Annotated in this window: 18 protein-coding genes and 1 riboswitch; of the genes, 7 read left to right on the top strand and 11 right to left on the bottom strand. The window is 48.5% G+C overall.

All coding sequences use genetic code 11. The features are described from left to right. Positions 1 to 134: 134 nt before the first annotated feature. Positions 135 to 2,849 (top strand): aconitate hydratase AcnA, encoded by a 2,715-nt coding sequence (acnA, locus tag FS628_RS28665; protein ID WP_145326454.1) that lies wholly within the window; start codon positions 135 to 137, stop codon positions 2,847 to 2,849. A gap of 131 nt (positions 2,850 to 2,980) precedes the next feature. On the opposite strand, the gene FS628_RS28670 is transcribed toward acnA, so the two are convergent. The 7 genes from FS628_RS28670 to FS628_RS28700 all read right to left on the bottom strand — a co-directional run bounded on the left by FS628_RS28670 (position 2,981) and on the right by FS628_RS28700 (position 7,493). Next, entirely contained in the window at positions 2,981 to 3,295 is a 315-nt protein-coding gene (locus tag FS628_RS28670) for a hypothetical protein (protein ID WP_047841416.1), read from the bottom strand. A 25-nt stretch (positions 3,296 to 3,320) separates the two neighbouring features. Then, positions 3,321 to 3,725 carry a hypothetical protein gene (locus FS628_RS28675; RefSeq protein ID WP_145326455.1) on the bottom strand — a complete coding sequence of 135 codons (405 nt, stop codon included), beginning with the start codon at positions 3,723 to 3,725 and terminating at the stop codon, positions 3,321 to 3,323. A gap of 217 nt (positions 3,726 to 3,942) precedes the next feature. After that, positions 3,943 to 4,152 (bottom strand): hypothetical protein, encoded by a 210-nt coding sequence (locus tag FS628_RS28680; RefSeq protein ID WP_145326456.1) that lies wholly within the window; start codon positions 4,150 to 4,152, stop codon positions 3,943 to 3,945. 13 nt (positions 4,153 to 4,165) lie between these two features. Continuing rightward, positions 4,166 to 4,726, bottom strand: coding sequence for a VanZ family protein (locus FS628_RS28685; RefSeq protein ID WP_145326457.1), 561 nt, complete (start codon positions 4,724 to 4,726; stop codon positions 4,166 to 4,168). A 27-nt stretch (positions 4,727 to 4,753) separates the two neighbouring features. Beyond that, positions 4,754 to 5,617, bottom strand: a complete 864-nt coding sequence (locus FS628_RS28690) for a M15 family metallopeptidase (RefSeq protein WP_145326458.1) — start codon at positions 5,615 to 5,617, stop codon at positions 4,754 to 4,756. Positions 5,618 to 5,716: 99 nt separating this feature from the next. Next, positions 5,717 to 6,805, bottom strand: a complete 1,089-nt coding sequence (locus FS628_RS28695; RefSeq protein ID WP_145326459.1) for a HAMP domain-containing sensor histidine kinase — start codon at positions 6,803 to 6,805, stop codon at positions 5,717 to 5,719. Further along, positions 6,798 to 7,493, bottom strand: a complete 696-nt coding sequence (locus tag FS628_RS28700) for a response regulator transcription factor (RefSeq protein ID WP_145326460.1) — start codon at positions 7,491 to 7,493, stop codon at positions 6,798 to 6,800. The genes FS628_RS28695 and FS628_RS28700 overlap by 8 nt, the downstream gene beginning before the upstream one ends. A gap of 84 nt (positions 7,494 to 7,577) precedes the next feature. Here FS628_RS28700 and FS628_RS28705 point away from each other — a divergent pair, with 84 nt between their 5' ends. From FS628_RS28705 to FS628_RS28715, 4 genes are all read left to right on the top strand, one after another. Next, the gene (locus FS628_RS28705) at positions 7,578 to 8,528 is read left to right on the top strand and encodes a helix-turn-helix transcriptional regulator (RefSeq protein ID WP_145326461.1); all 951 of its coding nucleotides are present in this window, start codon (positions 7,578 to 7,580) and stop codon (positions 8,526 to 8,528) included. A gap of 73 nt (positions 8,529 to 8,601) precedes the next feature. Further along, positions 8,602 to 9,420 carry a zinc ribbon domain-containing protein gene (locus FS628_RS28710; RefSeq protein ID WP_145326462.1) on the top strand — a complete coding sequence of 273 codons (819 nt, stop codon included), beginning with the start codon at positions 8,602 to 8,604 and terminating at the stop codon, positions 9,418 to 9,420. A 465-nt stretch (positions 9,421 to 9,885) separates the two neighbouring features. Continuing rightward, entirely contained in the window at positions 9,886 to 10,053 is a 168-nt protein-coding gene (locus FS628_RS31545; RefSeq protein WP_017690769.1) for a hypothetical protein, read from the top strand. A gap of 177 nt (positions 10,054 to 10,230) precedes the next feature. Further along, complete coding sequence (locus FS628_RS28715) at positions 10,231 to 10,920, top strand: aspartate/glutamate racemase family protein (protein ID WP_145326463.1); 690 nt, start codon at positions 10,231 to 10,233, stop codon at positions 10,918 to 10,920. Between the two features lie 234 nt (positions 10,921 to 11,154). On the opposite strand, the gene thiC is transcribed toward FS628_RS28715, so the two are convergent. Both thiC and FS628_RS28725 read right to left on the bottom strand, forming a co-directional pair. After that, a complete protein-coding gene (gene thiC, locus FS628_RS28720) occupies positions 11,155 to 12,939 on the bottom strand; it encodes a phosphomethylpyrimidine synthase ThiC (RefSeq protein WP_145326508.1) in 1,785 nt (594 codons plus the stop codon). A 421-nt stretch (positions 12,940 to 13,360) separates the two neighbouring features. After that, positions 13,361 to 13,474: riboswitch (TPP riboswitch) on the bottom strand. A 148-nt stretch (positions 13,475 to 13,622) separates the two neighbouring features. Then, positions 13,623 to 14,366, bottom strand: coding sequence for an IclR family transcriptional regulator (locus tag FS628_RS28725; protein WP_076216717.1), 744 nt, complete (start codon positions 14,364 to 14,366; stop codon positions 13,623 to 13,625). 359 nt (positions 14,367 to 14,725) lie between these two features. Between FS628_RS28725 and FS628_RS28730 the strand changes: the two genes are divergently transcribed. Both FS628_RS28730 and FS628_RS28735 read left to right on the top strand, forming a co-directional pair. Further along, on the top strand, positions 14,726 to 15,751 hold the full coding sequence (locus tag FS628_RS28730; RefSeq protein WP_145326464.1) for an alpha/beta hydrolase: 1,026 nt from the start codon (positions 14,726 to 14,728) through the stop codon (positions 15,749 to 15,751). Between the two features lie 158 nt (positions 15,752 to 15,909). Continuing rightward, a complete protein-coding gene (locus FS628_RS28735; protein ID WP_145326465.1) occupies positions 15,910 to 17,190 on the top strand; it encodes a Fe-Mn family superoxide dismutase in 1,281 nt (426 codons plus the stop codon). Between the two features lie 146 nt (positions 17,191 to 17,336). Here FS628_RS28735 and FS628_RS28740 read toward each other — a convergent pair whose 3' ends face one another. Together FS628_RS28740 and FS628_RS28745 are read right to left on the bottom strand one after the other, a co-directional pair. Beyond that, positions 17,337 to 17,561 (bottom strand): hypothetical protein, encoded by a 225-nt coding sequence (locus tag FS628_RS28740; protein WP_145326466.1) that lies wholly within the window; start codon positions 17,559 to 17,561, stop codon positions 17,337 to 17,339. 71 nt (positions 17,562 to 17,632) lie between these two features. Beyond that, positions 17,633 to 18,484, bottom strand: coding sequence for a lipoate--protein ligase family protein (locus FS628_RS28745; protein ID WP_145326467.1), 852 nt, complete (start codon positions 18,482 to 18,484; stop codon positions 17,633 to 17,635). Positions 18,485 to 18,605 lie beyond the last annotated feature (121 nt).

The raw sequence follows: 18,605 nt of genomic DNA on the forward strand, positions 1-18,605 counted from the left end.
ACTAAAGTTATGATTATGAAATTACGTTTCACCTGATGAAACTAACAAACGAGAACACGGAACGATGAAGGCCTGTTCCTCACCTAAATGAACGTTTTCTTCATCTCACCGACACATCCCAAGGAGGTACATGTATGTCAGCAAAGAATCATTTCTCCGCCGCTCGCAGTCTTGAGGTTGGAGGCAAATCTTACCGCTACTACAGTCTCGATGCTCTTCAGGAAGGCGGCCACGGCGATCTTTCCAGGCTCCCTTTCTCCATTAAAGTGTTGCTTGAAGCAGCAATTCGTCAATTCGACGGACGTGCCATTACCGAAGAACACGTTAAACAACTGACCGGCTGGGCAGATGGCCGTGACAATAACAAGGAAATTCCATTCATCCCTGCACGTATCGTTCTGCAGGATTTCACCGGTGTACCGGTTGTCGTTGATCTCGCTGCAATGCGTGATACTGTGAAAAAAGCAGGCGGCGACCCGAAACAGATCAACCCGCTCGTACCTGTCGATCTCGTTATCGACCACTCCGTCATGGTTGATGCTTTCGGTACCAACGATGCACTTGATTACAACATCAAGGTCGAGTTCGAGCGTAACGAAGAGCGTTACCGCTTCTTGCGTTGGGCACAAACGGCATTCAACAACTTCCGTGCAGTTCCACCATCCACAGGGATCGTTCACCAGGTTAACCTGGAGTATCTGGCTTCCGTGGCAGCAACAAAAACCGTTGACGGCGAGACCGTTGTATTCCCGGATTCCCTCGTAGGTACAGACTCCCACACCACCATGATCAACGGACTTGGCGTTGTTGGTTGGGGTGTTGGTGGAATCGAGGCCGAAGCAGGTATGCTGGGCCAACCGCTATACTTTGTAACACCGGACGTTATCGGTTTCAAACTGACAGGCAGCCTGAGTGAAGGTGCAACAGCAACGGATCTGGCACTGACAGTTACCCAATTGCTTCGTAAAAAAGGCGTTGTTGGTAAATTCGTAGAGTTCTACGGACCAGGTCTTGCCAACATCGGTCTGGCTGACCGTGCAACAGTAGCCAACATGGCACCAGAGTATGGCGCTACCATCGGTTTCTTCCCTGTTGATAGTGAAACGTTGAACTATCTGCGTAACACTGGCCGTCCTGACGAGCAGGTTGAATTGGTTGAAGCTTATTACAAAGCTCAAGGCATGTTCCGTACTTCCAGCACCGTTGATCCTGAATTCACAGATGTGATTGAACTGGATCTCGGCTCTGTTGTACCAAGTCTTGCCGGACCAAAACGTCCACAGGATCGCATCGAGCTGACACAAATGAAAGAAAGCTTCAACAGCATCATCCGCACACCTGTAGATAAAGGCGGCTACGGTCTGAGCGATGAGAAAATTGAACAAACCGTACCTGTGAAGCACCCGGACGGTTCCAACAGTGAACTGAAGGCAGGCGCTGTTGTGATCGCGGCGATCACAAGTTGTACGAACACTTCGAATCCAAGTGTTATGGTTGGAGCAGGATTACTCGCGAAAAAAGCAGTTGAACGCGGCCTGACCAAACCAGGATATGTGAAAAGCAGTCTGACACCAGGTTCCCTTGTAGTTACCGAGTATCTGGAAAAAGCAGGTCTGATCACGTACCTCGACAAACTCGGATTCAACGTTGCCGGCTACGGTTGTGCAACATGTATCGGTAACTCCGGCCCACTGCCGGACGAAGTGAGCGAAGCTATTGCTGAGAACGATATGACCGTAGCGGCTGTATTGTCCGGTAACCGTAACTTCGAAGGCCGTGTGCATGCACAGGTTAAAGCCAACTACCTGGCATCACCACCACTCGTTGTGGCATATGCACTTGCGGGTACAGTGAATATTGACTTTGAAACCGATCCAATCGGTTATGATACGAACAATGAGCCTGTATTCCTGAAGGACCTCTGGCCTACCTCCGAGGAAATCAAGGATACCATCGCAAGTTCCCTGAACGCTCAGATGTTCCGCAACAAGTACGAGAACGTATTTACAGCCAACGAGCGTTGGAATGCGATTTCTGTACCGGAAGGCGAATTGTACGAGTGGGATCCGAACTCCACGTACATTCAGAATCCTCCGTTCTTCCAAGAGCTTGGCGACACGTTGAACGATATCGCTGATATCCGTTCTGCACGCGTTATGGCATTGCTTGCGGATTCCGTAACAACGGACCACATCTCGCCAGCAGGTAATATTGCAGCATCCAGCCCGGCTGGACTGTACTTGAAAGAGCATGGCGTAGAGCGTAAAGACTTCAACTCCTACGGTTCACGCCGTGGTAACCATGAAGTAATGATGCGTGGTACGTTCGCCAACATTCGTATTCGTAACCAGGTGGCTCCGGGCACCGAGGGCGGTATTACGAAGTACCTGCCGACGGACGAGGAAATGTCCATCTACGATGCTTCCATGAAGTATCAGGATGAAGGACAGAACCTGATCGTTATCGCTGGTAAAGAGTATGGTACAGGAAGCTCCCGTGACTGGGCGGCAAAAGGAACATTCCTGCTCGGCGTCAAAGCCGTTATCGCGGAAAGCTTCGAGCGGATTCACCGCAGTAACCTGGTCGGCATGGGCGTAATGCCATTGCAATTCCAGGAAGGTCACGGCTGGTCCAGCCTCGGCCTGAACGGACGTGAAACGTATGATATTACTGGCCTCAGCAATGATGTGAAGCCAGGACAAGAATTGAAAGTTACCGTAACTCGTGAAGACGGTACACAGTTCGACTTCCCTGTTATCGCTCGTCTGGACAGCATGGTTGACGTGGATTACTACCATAACGGCGGTATCCTGCAAACCGTATTGCGTCAAATGATGAAAAAAGCTTAATAACATCAATCATTAATGTGATGAAGTTATACAAAAAAGCTCCCCATTACGTGCAATAGCACGTGGTGGGGAGCTTTTTATTTAACTGTCGATATGCATCATCAATTTAATTATAAGTAGGTTCTTATCACTTAAAACTCAAAATTTAATCCAACTTCTGAATCATCAGGTGGTTCAGGAATACGATATACACCTCTGCAGTTTAATTTCTCCACGTTGATCCAGTCCACAAAATCATCCGCCCCGTAACTACGAATAAAGTGAGCATATTCCGTATTTCCCTCATGATCAATAGACTCGATATACAGGGTGAATGGGTGCTTATACTCTAAGCTCTGCAAAAAATCGATAAATTCTCCTCTCCACTCGCCAATTTTTCCTGCATATTGATTGGGAACGTAATAGTAGAACACATCAAAGTGATATACAACAATTTTCATTAGCATTTACAAGCCTCCTAGAACTTACAGATCACAGTTTAAGTTTTAAGATCTCCATACCTTCTCTCAGTTGTTCCGACACAGCGGTATAGTACTCAATGCTATCCGCAAGTTCGCGTTCAGTCTTATGTATAAGATAATAGGAATATTTCTGCATCAACTCATGCTCGTTTAACTCAACAGGGAGATAAATAATCTCAACATCAGTCGAATCGAAATAATGACGATATCCCCTCTCCGATTGCCCCACTTTCATGACTGTTTTTATCACCATCAACTCATCGCGATTACAGGTTCTTATCATATCTGCTCTTTTCTGTTCTAAATCACTTACTACTTCTTCATCGTAGTGATTATTGTTAGCTTCAACAATTTCATTTTCAATTTGCATAATGGCTTTCATGGTTCCTGCTAGTTCTTTAGCCAATGAGTACAATGTATATCCTCCTTTTTTTGTAAGGAATAGGTATTAACGAATCCTCTCTACTCTACCTCATTTACGATGTTACTCGCAAAGTTCAGTGGTCCTATGCTAAATTCGATACCTTATGAAGCAACAAAAAAACTCCCCGTAACGTGCAATCTGCACAGTGATGGAGAGCCTTTGGTTTCAGTATTTGTGTATTCTCCGTTGCTTCAAGGCCAACTGCCTTTTAATGCCCAATGTGATGTGAGGCTTGATCTAACAGTTGAATCGTACCCATGACCAGAAACAGACACGACAGAGCAATTAACGAGCCCCCGACCCATCTCGACATGATCAATCGCTCCATAATCTGTTTCTCCGAAGCATCCTTTACGCTGTGTGGATACACGAGAAACATCAGCCCTGCGCTAATAAACAGTACAGCCATTATAATCAAGTTGTTCCCCTCCTTACACATGACTTTCCTTAGAATTTAACTTCTTCGTCGTCACACGGGATTCTCCTCCCACCAACACCTTTTTCAGGCCGATGGCCATGGTGAGAATAATATATCCAATCAAGCCGCCGAGCGTATTGAGCATCAGATCATCCACATCAAATATGCCCATACCCGTCAACAACTGTGTCACTTCATAGCCCATACTGAGCAGCAGAGACAGCAAGAGTACCTTTACTCCAGAAAATAATTTGTTACCCGTCAGCACAGGAATGAAGATGCCCAGTGGGATAAAAGCCAGTACATTGCCTACCAGATGGATTGCGGTGCCTGGACGATGTAACGACAGGCTGTTCCAGTCTCGTGAGATTTCTTGAAATGGCGTTAAGTTGACGGTTCGCGTATGGATCAGATCCGGTTGTTGCAAGAATTCCATAAGTCGAACTTTCACGATGTCAAAGTCGACGGGACTTCCTTTGAACAGAATCAGCTTGGTAAGTAGGTATACGTAGACAATGAACACGGCAATCCAAAGGATGTAATGTTTGGTTTTCTTCTGGTTGTTGTGCTTCATGTTGCTCTTCCTCCCTGGTGTGCCCTGTTATTTCTTAACGGTGACGATGACGCCATCCATGTTATCACCCGATATTTCAGTTTGGCCTTGTTCAGGTATGTAAACGGTCGTATCTGCGGTGGCCCGATAATAGCGGATATGATACACCTTACCCTCTACTTCCACAGTAATGTTCTCTTTCTCTTTTAGCAAATCAAGGTACTCCTCCAGCACCAGATTGTTCTTATGCATGACAGCACTATGTGGCAACCCCACATATCGAAAGTGCCATGGTTCATACTGAATACCCGTAATGCTCACCTTATCCTTCGGGTAACGTAGAATGAATCCGTACCTCCATGCATTCTTTTCCAGCCAGGCCCCCTCTGGTGCTTCATTCATGGCAGCCAATGTGGAACCGACATCCAGGGATAACCCCAGATTGTGCTCACTGTGACCCGCAGGAAGAGCGTAGTCTGAACCCTTTTCCCGATAAAGCTCGTCCTGCTTCGCAAAGTCCCTGTAACCACTACTGATGAGGAAATATCGTACTCCCTCTTCACCTGCTGCCTCAACCATCTTCTGAAACGCCTGCGCCACCTGCCGTGATAACATGATTTTCTGATCCTGTATTCCATATCCACGAAGCAGATCATCCTCATGCGCCACATATACAATATCGGATTTGACCCCTTCCGCGTGAACCGGGTATTGCTTATTAACCAGTAACAAGTTGCCCTTATGTACCTGATCCTGAATGTTTCCGGTGACGGATACTGTATAACCTGCTGGGTTTTCACGCGTATTCTGAATCTCAATGGGTAATTCATCCTTCTGCTGAAGCCATCCCGGTGATTGCGTAACGATATATCCGATCAAAATGATGCATATCAAAAAGCCCCACTTTTTCATGCTTGTTCCTCCTTTTGCCTCATACATCAAGGATAGAGAAAACTAGTTAAAGAAAAAGCAGGGCAATTCTAAAGTTTTTCTTAAATTTGCTGTCAGACCTCAATGAAATACAGGTAACCGAACTTCGAATTGCGTCCGTACCACATCACTCTGGGCCGAAATCGTACCGTCATGCTGTTCCACTATATTGCGTGCGATAAATAAGCCGAGACCTGTCCCACCCTCCTGAGGGGTCCTGGCACGATCTCCGGTGTAATACATATCGAAGATATGCGGCAGCTCCTCCGGACGAATATGTCCACCATAGTTAATCACCTGAATGATAACTTGTTCTGCATCGCGATATCCGTTAATATCCACGTACATGCCATCCTTGCCGTGCCGTGCAGCGTTAATCAGCAGATTCTCGAACACACGAGCCAGCAACTCACCATCACCGGAGATGGTAAGTTCAGTGTCTATTTTTAACCGGGTGGTCAGATGGTTCTTTTCGAATACAGGATAGAGTTCTTCGTTCATCTGTTTTAGCAGTTCACTAAGATCCAGCGGGGTCTTGTTTATAGGCAGCATCCCATAATTCATGCGGGTGATTTCGAACAAATCATCAATCAGCTTCTCCAGACGCTGTGACTTAGTGAATGCAATCGACGTAAAGTGCCGAACCTGTTCCTCCGTCAGCTGATCATCCTTCATGAGCAGATCCAAATATCCAAGCACAGAGGTCAGCGGTGTTCGCAGGTCATGCGCCAGATTGACAACGAGCTGGTCCTTACTATTTTCAGCAAAATCCCCTCGTTCTACCGCTTCCTTTAGCTTCTCACTTGCCAAATTCACATCCTCTGCAATCGTACCTAACTCGTCCTTCGAGGAGATCTGCACACGATGCTGAAAGTCACCATTGGCCAAATGTCTGATCCCTGTGGAAATGTCCTTGAAATACGTCGCGTAAGGCTTGGTAAACCAGAAGAAGAATAGAATGGCGAGCGGGATAAATAAGATCAGGAAGAAATAGATATCTCCGATACTTTTCATAAAATGACGATATTCAGCGAGCTGATCTTCAGCACGGACACCCGAATAATAGGCTTGCAAAAGCTTGTAAATCCCATAAGTGATTGCGCCAGAGGCAAGCATGCTTAACCCTAACAACATAATCATGGTCGTGCGAAAACTTCTTCGTTTAGTCATTAAACGTGTACCCCACACCCCAAATGGTTTTGATAAACTTGTTCTTGTTCATATCTTCCCCCAGCTTTTTGCGGAGGGTGCGAATGTGGACCATCACCGTATTCCCGCTCTCATAATACGCTTCTCCCCACACCTGTTCAAAGATGCTTTCTGCACTGAACACCTGCTTGGGATGACTCGCGAGCAGATACAGAATGTCGAATTCCTTCGGTGTTAGTTCCACTGGTTTGCCGTAGAGTGTAACGCGATGTTGATCTGGCATGATGACGAGTCCGCCCTTCTCCAGAATGGTGCGCTGCACAGGCGCCGACTGGCTGAATTGCAGGGAACGACGCAACTGGGAATTCACCCGGGCAACAAGCTCCATCGGATTGAACGGCTTGGTCATATAATCATCTGCACCCATCACAAGTCCCGTAATTTTGTCCATGTCCGACGTTTTGGCGCTCAGGAAAATGATCGGCAGATGATGCTGCTCCCGAATTTTGCGGGTTACTTCGTATCCGTCCATGCCAGGCATCATGATGTCCAGGATCGCCAAATCTATCGCTTGGGTCTGAACGGCTTGAACCGCCGCCTTTCCATCGAAGGCTTTAATGGTGTGATACCCTTCTTTTTGTAGATGCAATGCAACCAGGTCAGCGATCTCAACTTCATCGTCTGCGATCAGAATCGTAATTCGCTTCATTGCTTATTCCACTCCTATGTGTGATGCTCAACAATATAACATATTTGAATCCAACAGATAAACCAATGAAAGGAATCCATAGATATGAAACTGGAGCGTTTGTTAGCTATTGTGGTGCTACTCATCAATCGTGGACGAGTTCAGGCCAAAGACTTGGCAGATACGTTCGAAGTATCCATCCGTACCATCTATCGGGACATCGATACATTGGGTCAAGCTGGCATCCCAGTGGTGACGTATCAGGGCGCAAGCGGCGGGATTGGTCTGGCAGAGGGCTACCGTCTGGATCGAAACGTATTAACAGACAAGGACCTCGCGTCCATCGTCACTGCACTGCGCAGCGTATCCACCTCCCATGCCAATGCGGCGCGTGAGCTTCTGGTGGAAAAACTCAGCAGCATCGTGCCTGAAAGCAAGAATGATGATTTTCAGGCCAATACGAATCGTTTTATCGTCGATTATTCAACCTGGTCTCACCCCGAAGCACTGCAACTTAAGCTTCAACTTATCGAACAGGGCATGGACCAGCTAAGGCCCATTACCTTCACATACTGCAGTGCCGAGGGTACACAGACCCACCGAACTGCCGACCCTCATACCATCGTACTCAAGAAGCATTCCTGGTACCTATATGCCTTTTGCCACGAGCGAAATCAATTTCGCATGTTCAAACTTGTACGTATGCAGGATGTCACGCTTGCTAACGAGCACTTCGAGCGTAAAATTATTAACCCACAGGACAGACCCTGGCAGCAGGAATGGACCCGTCCGGGCAATCAGGCTGGGTTAACCTTGAAATTCCATGCTCGCGTCCGTCATCTAGCGGAAGAATGGTTCGGGATTGAGAACGTCATCCCTGATGGGAATGGGTATTACATCTGCCAGGTTGCTTTTCCCGAGGATGCCTGGTTATACGGGTTCATTCTGGGCTTCGGCGCGGACGTTGAAGTATTGGAACCCCAGCATATTCGGGACGAAGTCTGCCGTATCGCCGAGCAAATCGTACAAAATTATATAACCCCGACTCAAACCTGACAGACAGCTGTCCAGTTACTCCCCGTATACTTCAGATATATTCAATCTGTACATATCCAAGGAGGAATTAATAATGAACGTCACTGTATGTCAAAGCTGCGGAATGCCGCTGACAACCCCTGCTCAATTTGGCACCGAAGCAGATGGAAGCACGACTCGTGAATACTGTATCTATTGTTACAAGGAAGGCGCGTTCGAACAGCCTGGTATTTCACTGGAAGGCATGACGGAGATGTGCACTGCCATTCTAAAGGACGAGGGCATGGACGAGGAATCCGCTCGTTCGATGCTGCGTAACCAGCTGCCCTTTTTGAAACGATGGCGTACTACCGCGGCTGATCAACATGCGGAATTCCTAGCGGGGAACTCAGCTGCTGCTACTCATCCAGGTCAGGTAACAACAGATCATTCGTTCTCTACCCAGCCGGTTCGTTACGTCACACTCCCAGGCAAACGTCTTGCTGGCATATCCGCCCGTACAACCAATGCCATTGAAATTAGTGGCAAAGGCTGTATTCAAGAACTCTGGAACAATTATTTTACCTCAGAGCACCTCCCTGCACCGGAAGCTGCCCGCTATGGCTGTTACGCGGATTACACCGATGGCATAACCGGAGAATACACCATACTGGTGGGGCATGAGGTCAGCTCCGATGAATCCTTACCTGAAGGACTGGATGACATTCTGCTCCCTCCTGCGACTTACGCGGTATTCACTTCCAGAAAAGGACCCATGGCAGAGGTTGTGGGCGAAGCATGGGGAGCCGTGTGGGCATGGGACAAACAAAGCGACAGGACATTCACAGGAGATTTCGAGTTGTATGATGAACGCAGCTTGAATCCCGAAAGTGTACAAGTCGATATATACATCGCTGTTCGTCAAAATAGATAAGAGTAGTACGATATACATCTCAGTCAGAATCAAAGTAGTTCGCATCTTTCTTCATATCACATCAGCTGCCGAGTTTGCTCGGCAGTTTTTTGTTATATCCGGAACTACATAACCACCTAAACAACCCGACCATGGTACCAAGTTAGTTAGCATGCTTTGCATCATTTAACCAGATAATATGCCTCATATGTCGGTACCATTGACTTCCTTAGAATTGGGACTATTCACATAACAACCGATTCGATCCTCCCATATGAAACCTGTTATATCAGGTTCTTTACTCCTGAATTTCCCTAAAACCGTTTACATCTCCTTAAAACCGGGTAAAATCACTACAATCCAATTGGATTTACATTCTAAAGTCATCTATTTCGTCTAACAAGTCATATGTACCTATATGCGCACCTGGCAACACAACCAGTCGAAATACATAATTTAAAAAAATGCATTAAAGGAGGAACCAAGATGATCCGCATGCCTATTCAGCAAATGATCCCGTACCACCACCAATATCCACGCAACACGGCGACCACTGCTCCTAAAAAGGAGAATGAGAACACTCAAGGTCTATCCTTTCATGAAATTCTGCAGCAAAAAATGGCGAAGAAGAATGCGTCTCCTTCCCTTCGATAAAATGGACAACGGACCCTATTCGAGTCCGGTTATCAACCGTCTTTCCGCAGCTTGGCGGAAGGGCGGTTATTGGCGTTGAGTAACAAACAACTGTACAGTTCTCAGTCATGTTTTTATAATGGTTTAAATATCTTCAAGATCCATGACATATACGAACTGTAAAAGGGGACTTAGCCTATGATCACCATTGGTTGTTTTCACGCCCACTATTCCAACATCGCCTTAATTGAAGAGACGCTTGCTCCTTATGAAGTTGAATTGGTCCATTACGTGGATCCAGGACTGGATCGTCTTAAACATGACGCTGACTTTAACGATGTAATTATCCACGAGAAAGTAGCCCAGACGCTCCACTGGATCGCTGAGTGTCATGCAGATGCCATTTTGGTCACGTGTACCCTCTTTGCGACAGTACTAGAGCAGGAAGCCACACAGGTCCCTGTGCCTGTGATCGGCATAGATGATCCGCTATTGCAGGAGATGCGGCGAGTATCCGGAGAATACATAATCGTTTTCACCAACCCCGCAACCATTGAAGGAACGATGGCACGGGTGAATCAGGTGTTACAGCAAGAGGATGGAAGTGGGCAGCTACACGTTTCCCAGACAGCTCAGACGGAAGCGGTGTGCATCCCAGGGACATTCGAGTTGATCATGCGCGGAGATAAGCAAGGGTATCTCGAAGCAGTACGTGAAGGATTACAGCAGATTGCTGAGCAGTATCCTGGTAAAAGGGTAGTTGCAGCCCAGCTCTCCATGGCTCCTGCAGCCGCACAGGTCGCAACAGACACAGGCATTGAGATCCATAGCCCGTTGGCATTGCTTGCGACGTATTTGGAAAAGAATTTGGGGTTAGCTCGTCAATGAACTAGCACATACGGAGGAGCACCAAAATTCAGTGATGCTCTTTTATTCGTTATCGCAGGAATTCTGTATAAGATACGGACCACGAACCGTCGCAAAGCTGATTCTGATAAAGGCTGAGTACGTGCAGAATATATACCTGCCATATTCCTAAAGAAAGCCGTTCTTCTCTGCAATAACAGAGCGGAACGGCTTTTATCTCTATTACAGACTGCCCAGTTTACGCTGTACTAGCGCCTAGGAGCGTGTCCGATATTCCTCTGCCTTTTCCTGCATACCCGCTGCTACAGCCTCATTCTCGGACAATCCTTTGTCCGCGGCAAAGGCACGGATGTCCTGCGTAATTCGCATGCTACAGAACTTCGGTCCGCACATGGAGCAGAAATGAGCTTCCTTGGCCCCTTCTGCCGGCAGAGTCTCATCATGATAGGACAGTGCCCGTTCCGGGTCCAGTGACAGGTTGAACTGGTCCCGCCAACGGAACTCGAAGCGCGCCTTGGACAATGCGTCATCCCGACGCTGGGCACGCGGATGACCTTTTGCCAGATCGGCGGCATGGGCTGCTATTTTGTAGGCGATAACCCCTTCCCGTACATCATCCTTATTAGGCAAGCCCAGATGTTCTTTTGGCGTAACGTAACAGAGCATGGATGTGCCGAACCAGCCAATCATGGCCGCCCCAATGGCAGACGTGATGTGATCGTATCCCGGGGCAATATCGGTCGTCAGCGGCCCCAGCGTATAGAACGGTGCTTCCTGACAGATCTCCATCTGCAAGTCCACATTCTCTTTGATCTTGTGCATCGGCACGTGACCCGGGCCTTCAATCATCACCTGCACGTCGTGCTTCCACGCGATCTGTGTCAGTTCTCCAAGCGTCGCCAGTTCCGCCATCTGAGCTTCATCGTTGGCATCGTAGATACTGCCTGGACGAAGTCCATCTCCCAGCGAGAACGCGACATCATACCTTTTCATAATCTCGCAGATTTCTTCAAAATGGGTGTACAAAAAATTCTCCTGATGATGCGCAAGGCACCATGCTGCCATAATGGACCCACCGCGAGACACAATGCCTGTCATCCGCTTGGCCGTCATCGGGATATAACGCAGCAGTACACCTGCATGAATCGTAAAGTAGTCCACGCCCTGCTCTGCCTGCTCAATTAGCGTGTCACGGTATAACTCCCAGGTCAGCGCTTCCGCTTCGCCATTCACCTTCTCCAGCGCCTGATACAGCGGCACCGTACCGATTGGCACAGGTGAATTGCGGATAATCCATTCCCGGGTGGTATGAATGTCTTTGCCTGTGGACAGATCCATTACGGTATCCGATCCCCAGCGTACCGCCCAGGTCATCTTCTCGACCTCTTCCTCGATGGAAGAAGATACCGCAGAGTTGCCAATGTTGGCATTGATCTTCACATGAAAATGACGACCGATCAACATCGGCTCACTCTCCGGGTGATTGATGTTAGACGGCAGGATGGCTCTTCCACTCGCCAGCTCCTGGCGCACGAATTCCGGCTCCACGCCTTCACGAATGGCGGCAAACTCCATCTCTGCCGTAATGATTCCCTGCCTCGCATAATGCATCTGAGTCACACAGCGTCCTGTCTGTGCTCGCAGCGGTTTGCCACGCAATCCAGGGTACTCTTCGGCTCCAGCTCTCTTCCCTCCGGGCTTTAGTCCGTTATCCTCGGGTTTTACTGTACGGCCTTGGTAAGCCTCGACATCGCCACGCTCTGTGATCCAGCGGGTACGCAGAGCTGGTAGACCTGCACGGATATCGGCATGAAATCCGGGATCAGTCATGGGACCGCTCGTATCGTAGACACGCAGCGGTTCGTTATGCTCCACCCCTTGGGGAGTATTCGTGTCATGAAGGGCTATTTCACGCTCCGGGACAGCAATGTCCGGCCGTGAGCCCTGAATGTAGACTTTGCGGCTGCCCGGAAAGGGCTGAACCCGTCCGGCCGCCTCTGTTTTCTTTTCCACCTGCTGACCCGTATGTTCCTGTTCCATCGCTTGTTGTCCCGTTTGATTTCCTGTTCTCATGTCGCTTGTCTCCTCCTCATTGTTCGTTCGCTTGGTTTTGGGTTGGCATCATCATTAGCTCGCTTACGTACCTGTCCCAAATCATGCGCAATGCAGAGAAGAAAGAGCGATTCTACACCAGACCAGAGGAGACATCATTCATGTACAGTTCACAACATAACGGAGGTTACAACAGATCATGGATCTACGCTGATTTCTCTCCTATCCAAGCCCACTTTCGTAGGTCATTGAAAAAGAGGCCCATGGAGTCCGTGCTATATCGCCTGTTCCCTGTATATAAAAAAGCCGGTCCCCGAAGGAACCGACTTTGATGTCCATCACCAATAATGCACCTTCAATCAGCTCCTTAACGGAGCACTGCAAGGTTCACATCATGTGGTTGTTGTGGTCATATCGCCGATTACTTCCCTACGCTGGTATGATCCAGATCAGGTGCAAAGGGTCCGGAATCTCATGCGATTCCGTCTCAGTCCGGACAGTTCGGACTCCCCCAGTAACGTTAACAAGTTGCGGCTTACACAAGCCGCTGTTCATATTCAATGAAGCTGGCCCCGTTGGGCCGTCCATTACAGAGTAGCGCAACCGGAACATAAAAACAACCTTTATATTCCAGATTACTAACTTAATTAGTGACAAACCTTACATCAACATCAGGATAACATGAGCCCCATCTGCGTAGCCGCTTCCTTTAGCACAGGTGCGTATTCGTGCAAAGTCTCCTGCGAAAGTCGGCTGACAGGTCCCGAGACCGAGAGCGCAGCTGCAATATTGCCTCTACGATCCATAATCGGCACCGATACCGCCGCAGCTCCCGGCTCACGTTCCTCGTAACTCGTGGCATATCCGTTATCCCGGATGTCTCCCATCTGCGCCAAATACACCGCTGGATCGATAAATACCGGCCATTCAGGCCCATTCATCAGTTCTTCACGGTCCTCGTCCGTCGCAAACGCCATCAAGACTTTGCTGGAAGCCCCGACAGATAGCGGGAGTCTAACGCCGACGGGAGCAACACGGCGAATGGCCTGATCACTTTGTACAGCCTGAATCCGAATCCGTTCACTGCCATCACGCAGGTACAGACTTACGGTCTCTCCCAACCGGTCTCTCAGCCGCTCCATTGCAGGCAGCAGCAAAATCGCCGGATCATCACTGCGTGACATATGGGCTGATAGCTCCCAGATTCGTATGCCAAGTCGGTACTTCTCCGTTGCCGCATCCCGGATGACAAAGCCTCGATCTTCCAGCGTAGCCATCAGGCGATGCACTGTACTTTTGTGCAAACCAATCTGACTGGCAATTTCGGTGAGTCCCAGATCACTGCGCGTGGTAAAACATAATAATATATCCAGCGCCCGTTCTACAGCCCGGACGGTTAACTTACGATCTTCCATGGCATGATGCCCTCCTCATGTTTCATCACATGAAACTTGGTTACATAAATTATATGAGAAACGGTCTCATCTGTAAACCAAAAAGAGTCAAGATCTGAATAGGCCAAGTTATAAATATTTCCTTTTTATAAGACTAAATCCCCTGTAATTTACACGCTAAGGAAATGTTACCCATATATCTTAAGAACTATATAACAATTGCGTAACAAATGCCCTCAATCAATTGACTTTGACTATATTGGAACATACGATAAAGATATATTACTTTAAGATATCGCTCTGAAGCAGGTTCTGAAATAGACGTAATTCTCTTTTCATGTCGTTGTTATCTTCAACTGAACTTCAAAGGAGGGGCATTCATGTATCCAACATCCCAGAGCGAAGCCCCGCTGCAAACAAAAGTGTCCGATCTGCCCTCTTCGTTATCACCGAGGCTGATTCGGTTCAAACATATTATCGTAGCGTTGCTGCTCTCCGTTGTATTTTTTCTGCTGTTTTGTTTTATTGCACTGCATGGTTATATCGCATGGGTATTATCCAATCCAACTGTAGCGCCTGTCTTCTCCAATCCAATGCAGGCCAAGAACATGAAGTACGAAGACATCACGTTTCCGGCAGCAGATGGCAGCCGGACGATGCAGGGATGGTATATTCCTGCTGACAACACTGCGAGCAAAACGATCATCTTCAGTCACGGATATGGTGCCAATCGGGAAGAAACATGGGTACCTATGTACGATCTGGCCCACTATGCCCATCAACTCGGGTTCAACGTGGTGATGTTCGATTACGGTTTTGCCTCCCAAGTAAACAAAGCTGTAGCCACAGGTGGCAAAGCCGAGTCACAGCAGTTGCTCGGTGCGATCCAGTTTGCCAAGCAGCGTGGTGCGCAGGAATTGGTTGTCTGGGGCTTCTCGATGGGTGCCGGTACAGCGTTACAAACCGGACTTATTACGAAGGAAGTCGATGCGATGATTCTGGACAGTGCGTTCCTGCTTGAGCCGGATACGCTGTACCACAACATTCACAACCAGATTGACCTCCCGCGTCAACCGACACTGGAGATTATGAAACTGTTGTTCCCCGTTCTGAATGGAACCGGATTACAGCAGATTCCGTATCAGGAAGTTAAAAAAGAGGACTATCCGTTCCCGATCTTCTTTATCCATGGTACGGAGGACGAGAAGGCACCTTACCCGATTGCAGAGCAACTCGCCGCCAACCAAACCAATCCGTACTCGGATGAATGGATTGTCCAGGACGCGCATCATGAACTTATTTTCCGGGAACACCCGAAGGAATATCTTCGCCGTGTCTCTACGTTCCTGAGTCATGTTACGAAGACAAGCAGTGACGATGTGCAGAACACGAATAATGGAGAATGACCGTATTTTAACAATTGAGTTTCTCGTTGATCCTTGAGCCCTTCGGGGCTCTTTTTTTTGCGTACATAGGACAACAGGCCAGCGGAATATACTCTTGGGACGCATTAACCGATGGTATGAACATGCAATGGAATTCATCTGAAGGAGGTCCACCAGATATGAACTGGTATGGATATGGTCACCTGCTGCCTCTGCGGACATTGGAGGAAATTCGTTTCTGGAAAGAGCAGGAGAAAGAACATACGCTAGTCATTCGTGCACTGGTCCCTGAACTGGAGCCCCCATACGTTAAGCTCCTGGAGGAATGGGAGGCTACTTTTGAGCACAGTGAGAGAGTAGCGAATCAGCTATTAAAGCAACTATTACCGGGAACCCATCCACCCGCGCCCTACATGATTGGTTGTGTTGATCAACTCGTATCGGCTGCCCGCCAGCAATCCAGGGAGTTCATCAAACAGCTATATGTTCTTCTGGAGCAAAGCGCTGCTGTTCAAGCTGTTCCGCTTGCCAAAGCACTCATTTTGCATGTTATCCGCGAATCGGAGTATTTTCTTGGCGTACTGGATACACTCAGTCAACCTGGGATCATGCGAGAAACGGATTCCGAGCCGTCACTTTTGCTGGAAAATGCGTTGCATGCCTCAGGACCGGGAAGTGTCCATCGCCAAGCTTCAGAGGCTCCAACTTCTCCAGAGGGGAATGTAAATGCACCTGCTGCTTCAGCTCAGATCCAATCCGCAGCAGTTCAGCCTTCACCCAGCGGAAGTGCTTCGAGCCAGCCTGTCTCTACCTCACCTCCAGTAAAAGAAAAGCCAGTTCCCATTGGTGGGCACACACTGCCACCACTTCCCTATGCGTACAATGCGCTGGAGCCGCATATTGATGAGCTGACGATGCGTATCCATCACGATAAACACCATCAATCCTACGTGGATGGACTGAATGTAGCGGAGAAGAAGCTGGCGGAGTCGCGGAAAAAGAATAACTTTGAACTCATCAAGCACTGGGAACGTGAACTAGCCTTCAATGGGGCAGGCCACTACCTGCATACGATCTTCTGGACGATTATGAATCCTGCTGGCGGCGGCAAGCCTTCCGGCATGCTCGCTGAGCAGATCAAACGGGATTTCGGCAGCTACGAAGCATTCAAGAACCAATTCACGGAAGCTGCGAACAAAGTAGAAGGCAGTGGCTGGGCCATGCTTGTCTGGAGTCCGCGAGCACACCGCTTGGAGATTCTGCAGGCAGAGAAACACCAGAACCTGTCCCAGTCCGACATCGTTCCACTCCTGCCCCTGGATGTCTGGGAACACGCCTACTATCTGAAGCATCAGAACGAACGTAAAAAGTATATCGAGGACTGGTGGAATGTCGTCTACTGGCCGGCTGTGGCCGAACGTTACGAAACGGCACGCAAGTTGTTGTGGCCACCTTACTGAGATCGGGATAAGAATGTATGTAAAAAAGAGATATCTCCAGACGAATGACTGAAAGATATCTCTTCTAAATTTCATACAAAAAAGCAAGTCTCCTGTAAAAGAGACTTGCTTGTATTTTGAGAGACTTCCTATAGCAAAATGCTCACTTAAGAAGCACAGCCCTCGCACGCCACATAGTTGTCGCCAACCTGTTTGCTAATGGCGATCAGATCGCCCAACTTGATGTCAGCCTCATCTGTAAACTCCAGATCGGCAATACGTGCAACGATCAGTGTAGCAGCCTCTTCCTTGCTTGTTGCCATTTGGCTGAACTCAGACTTTTCGCCTGTAGATACAACCTCATATAAGTACGTATATCTCAACGTTTCCATCCTAACACTCTCCTTCCGAAATCACATCATATCATCTCTATTACCCAATTCCAAGTCCAAGTAAAAAGATCTTAATCATAGCGCAGTTTCATCTGCTCCGCTGTCAATCGCACCTCTTCAGTGCCGACGCTTAACACGCGGCTTGTCTCCGCCTTGGGATAGCGATCGCGCAGTGTCCGAACCAACGAGGCAGTATATGCCGCAGCAGAAGGTACACCTGCCAATTCTTTCAGACTGGCCATCGTACCCGGCTGAACATCAGGATATCCTTCACTCGCCCCACCCGCTGCGTGCTGATAGAATTTACGTACGTCTGCTGCCAATTGATCTCCCTGGCCTTCCACGATGATAAAAGCAGTAATGATACACGCCTTGGCTTGCCTGCGCTGGGCAATACCACAGAATTTCAGCCCACCTACACTGACATCATAATCCCCCGGGCAAAAAGCACCCTGCACTTCGCCTGTCTGCGCCTGATTCGACCACGGCGCTAGCGACTCGGCAATAATCGAAGCCATCTCCCGGAAATCATCATGAATATTAATGGCATGTCCGGGATTAGGCAGAATCAGTGACACATTGACGATCCCTGGATTTAGAGGAACCGCCGCTCCACCAGAAGGTCGAACACAGACCGCTGTACCCTGGCTTCTTATCCGTTCCATCGATTCTACAGCCTGTGGCAGCCTGCGGTCACGCAAACCCGCTACAAAGGCATCTGGATGTCGCCATATATGCGCAACAGGCAGATGCCCTGCCCCGACCCGTCTGCACATGACTTCTTCCCATGCAAAAGCTTCGAGCACGCTGCTGCCGTGTCGCTTGAGTGGTGTCTCCCAGATTTGCAAACGCATGGTATGTTTATCCGCTTGTGGTCCCTTTTCCGGCTGAACCGGTTGATCTGAATGGGAAGGTACACTCATCGTTCCATTACCTCCGGCTAACGAATTCGGTTGTATGCATTATATGAATGAAAAAACGCCATATATAAATAAGCCGGTTCCCCAGGGAACACGGCTTATTTATATCACATCCTGTGGTTTC

This window comes from Paenibacillus xylanexedens (assembly GCF_007676705.1).
Classification (GTDB): domain Bacteria; phylum Bacillota; class Bacilli; order Paenibacillales; family Paenibacillaceae; genus Paenibacillus; species Paenibacillus xylanexedens_C.

Coding starts and splice junctions, on each gene's coding strand:
- thiC (WP_145326508.1), bottom strand. CDS start 12,939: ATGGAACAGGAACATACGGGTCAGCAGGTGGAAAAGAAAACAGAGGCG.
- FS628_RS31545 (WP_017690769.1), top strand. CDS start 9,886: ATGATCCGCATGCCTATTCAGCAAATGATCCCGTACCACCACCAATAT.
- FS628_RS28670 (WP_047841416.1), bottom strand. CDS start 3,295: ATGCTAATGAAAATTGTTGTATATCACTTTGATGTGTTCTACTATTAC.
- FS628_RS28725 (WP_076216717.1), bottom strand. CDS start 14,366: ATGGAAGATCGTAAGTTAACCGTCCGGGCTGTAGAACGGGCGCTGGAT.
- FS628_RS28710 (WP_145326462.1), top strand. CDS start 8,602: ATGAACGTCACTGTATGTCAAAGCTGCGGAATGCCGCTGACAACCCCT.
- FS628_RS28735 (WP_145326465.1), top strand. CDS start 15,910: ATGAACTGGTATGGATATGGTCACCTGCTGCCTCTGCGGACATTGGAG.
- FS628_RS28695 (WP_145326459.1), bottom strand. CDS start 6,805: ATGACTAAACGAAGAAGTTTTCGCACGACCATGATTATGTTGTTAGGG.
- FS628_RS28705 (WP_145326461.1), top strand. CDS start 7,578: ATGAAACTGGAGCGTTTGTTAGCTATTGTGGTGCTACTCATCAATCGT.
- FS628_RS28685 (WP_145326457.1), bottom strand. CDS start 4,726: ATGAAGCACAACAACCAGAAGAAAACCAAACATTACATCCTTTGGATT.
- acnA (WP_145326454.1), top strand. CDS start 135: ATGTCAGCAAAGAATCATTTCTCCGCCGCTCGCAGTCTTGAGGTTGGA.
- FS628_RS28690 (WP_145326458.1), bottom strand. CDS start 5,617: ATGAAAAAGTGGGGCTTTTTGATATGCATCATTTTGATCGGATATATC.
- FS628_RS28730 (WP_145326464.1), top strand. CDS start 14,726: ATGTATCCAACATCCCAGAGCGAAGCCCCGCTGCAAACAAAAGTGTCC.
- FS628_RS28740 (WP_145326466.1), bottom strand. CDS start 17,561: ATGGAAACGTTGAGATATACGTACTTATATGAGGTTGTATCTACAGGC.
- FS628_RS28745 (WP_145326467.1), bottom strand. CDS start 18,484: ATGAGTGTACCTTCCCATTCAGATCAACCGGTTCAGCCGGAAAAGGGA.
- FS628_RS28715 (WP_145326463.1), top strand. CDS start 10,231: ATGATCACCATTGGTTGTTTTCACGCCCACTATTCCAACATCGCCTTA.
- FS628_RS28700 (WP_145326460.1), bottom strand. CDS start 7,493: ATGAAGCGAATTACGATTCTGATCGCAGACGATGAAGTTGAGATCGCT.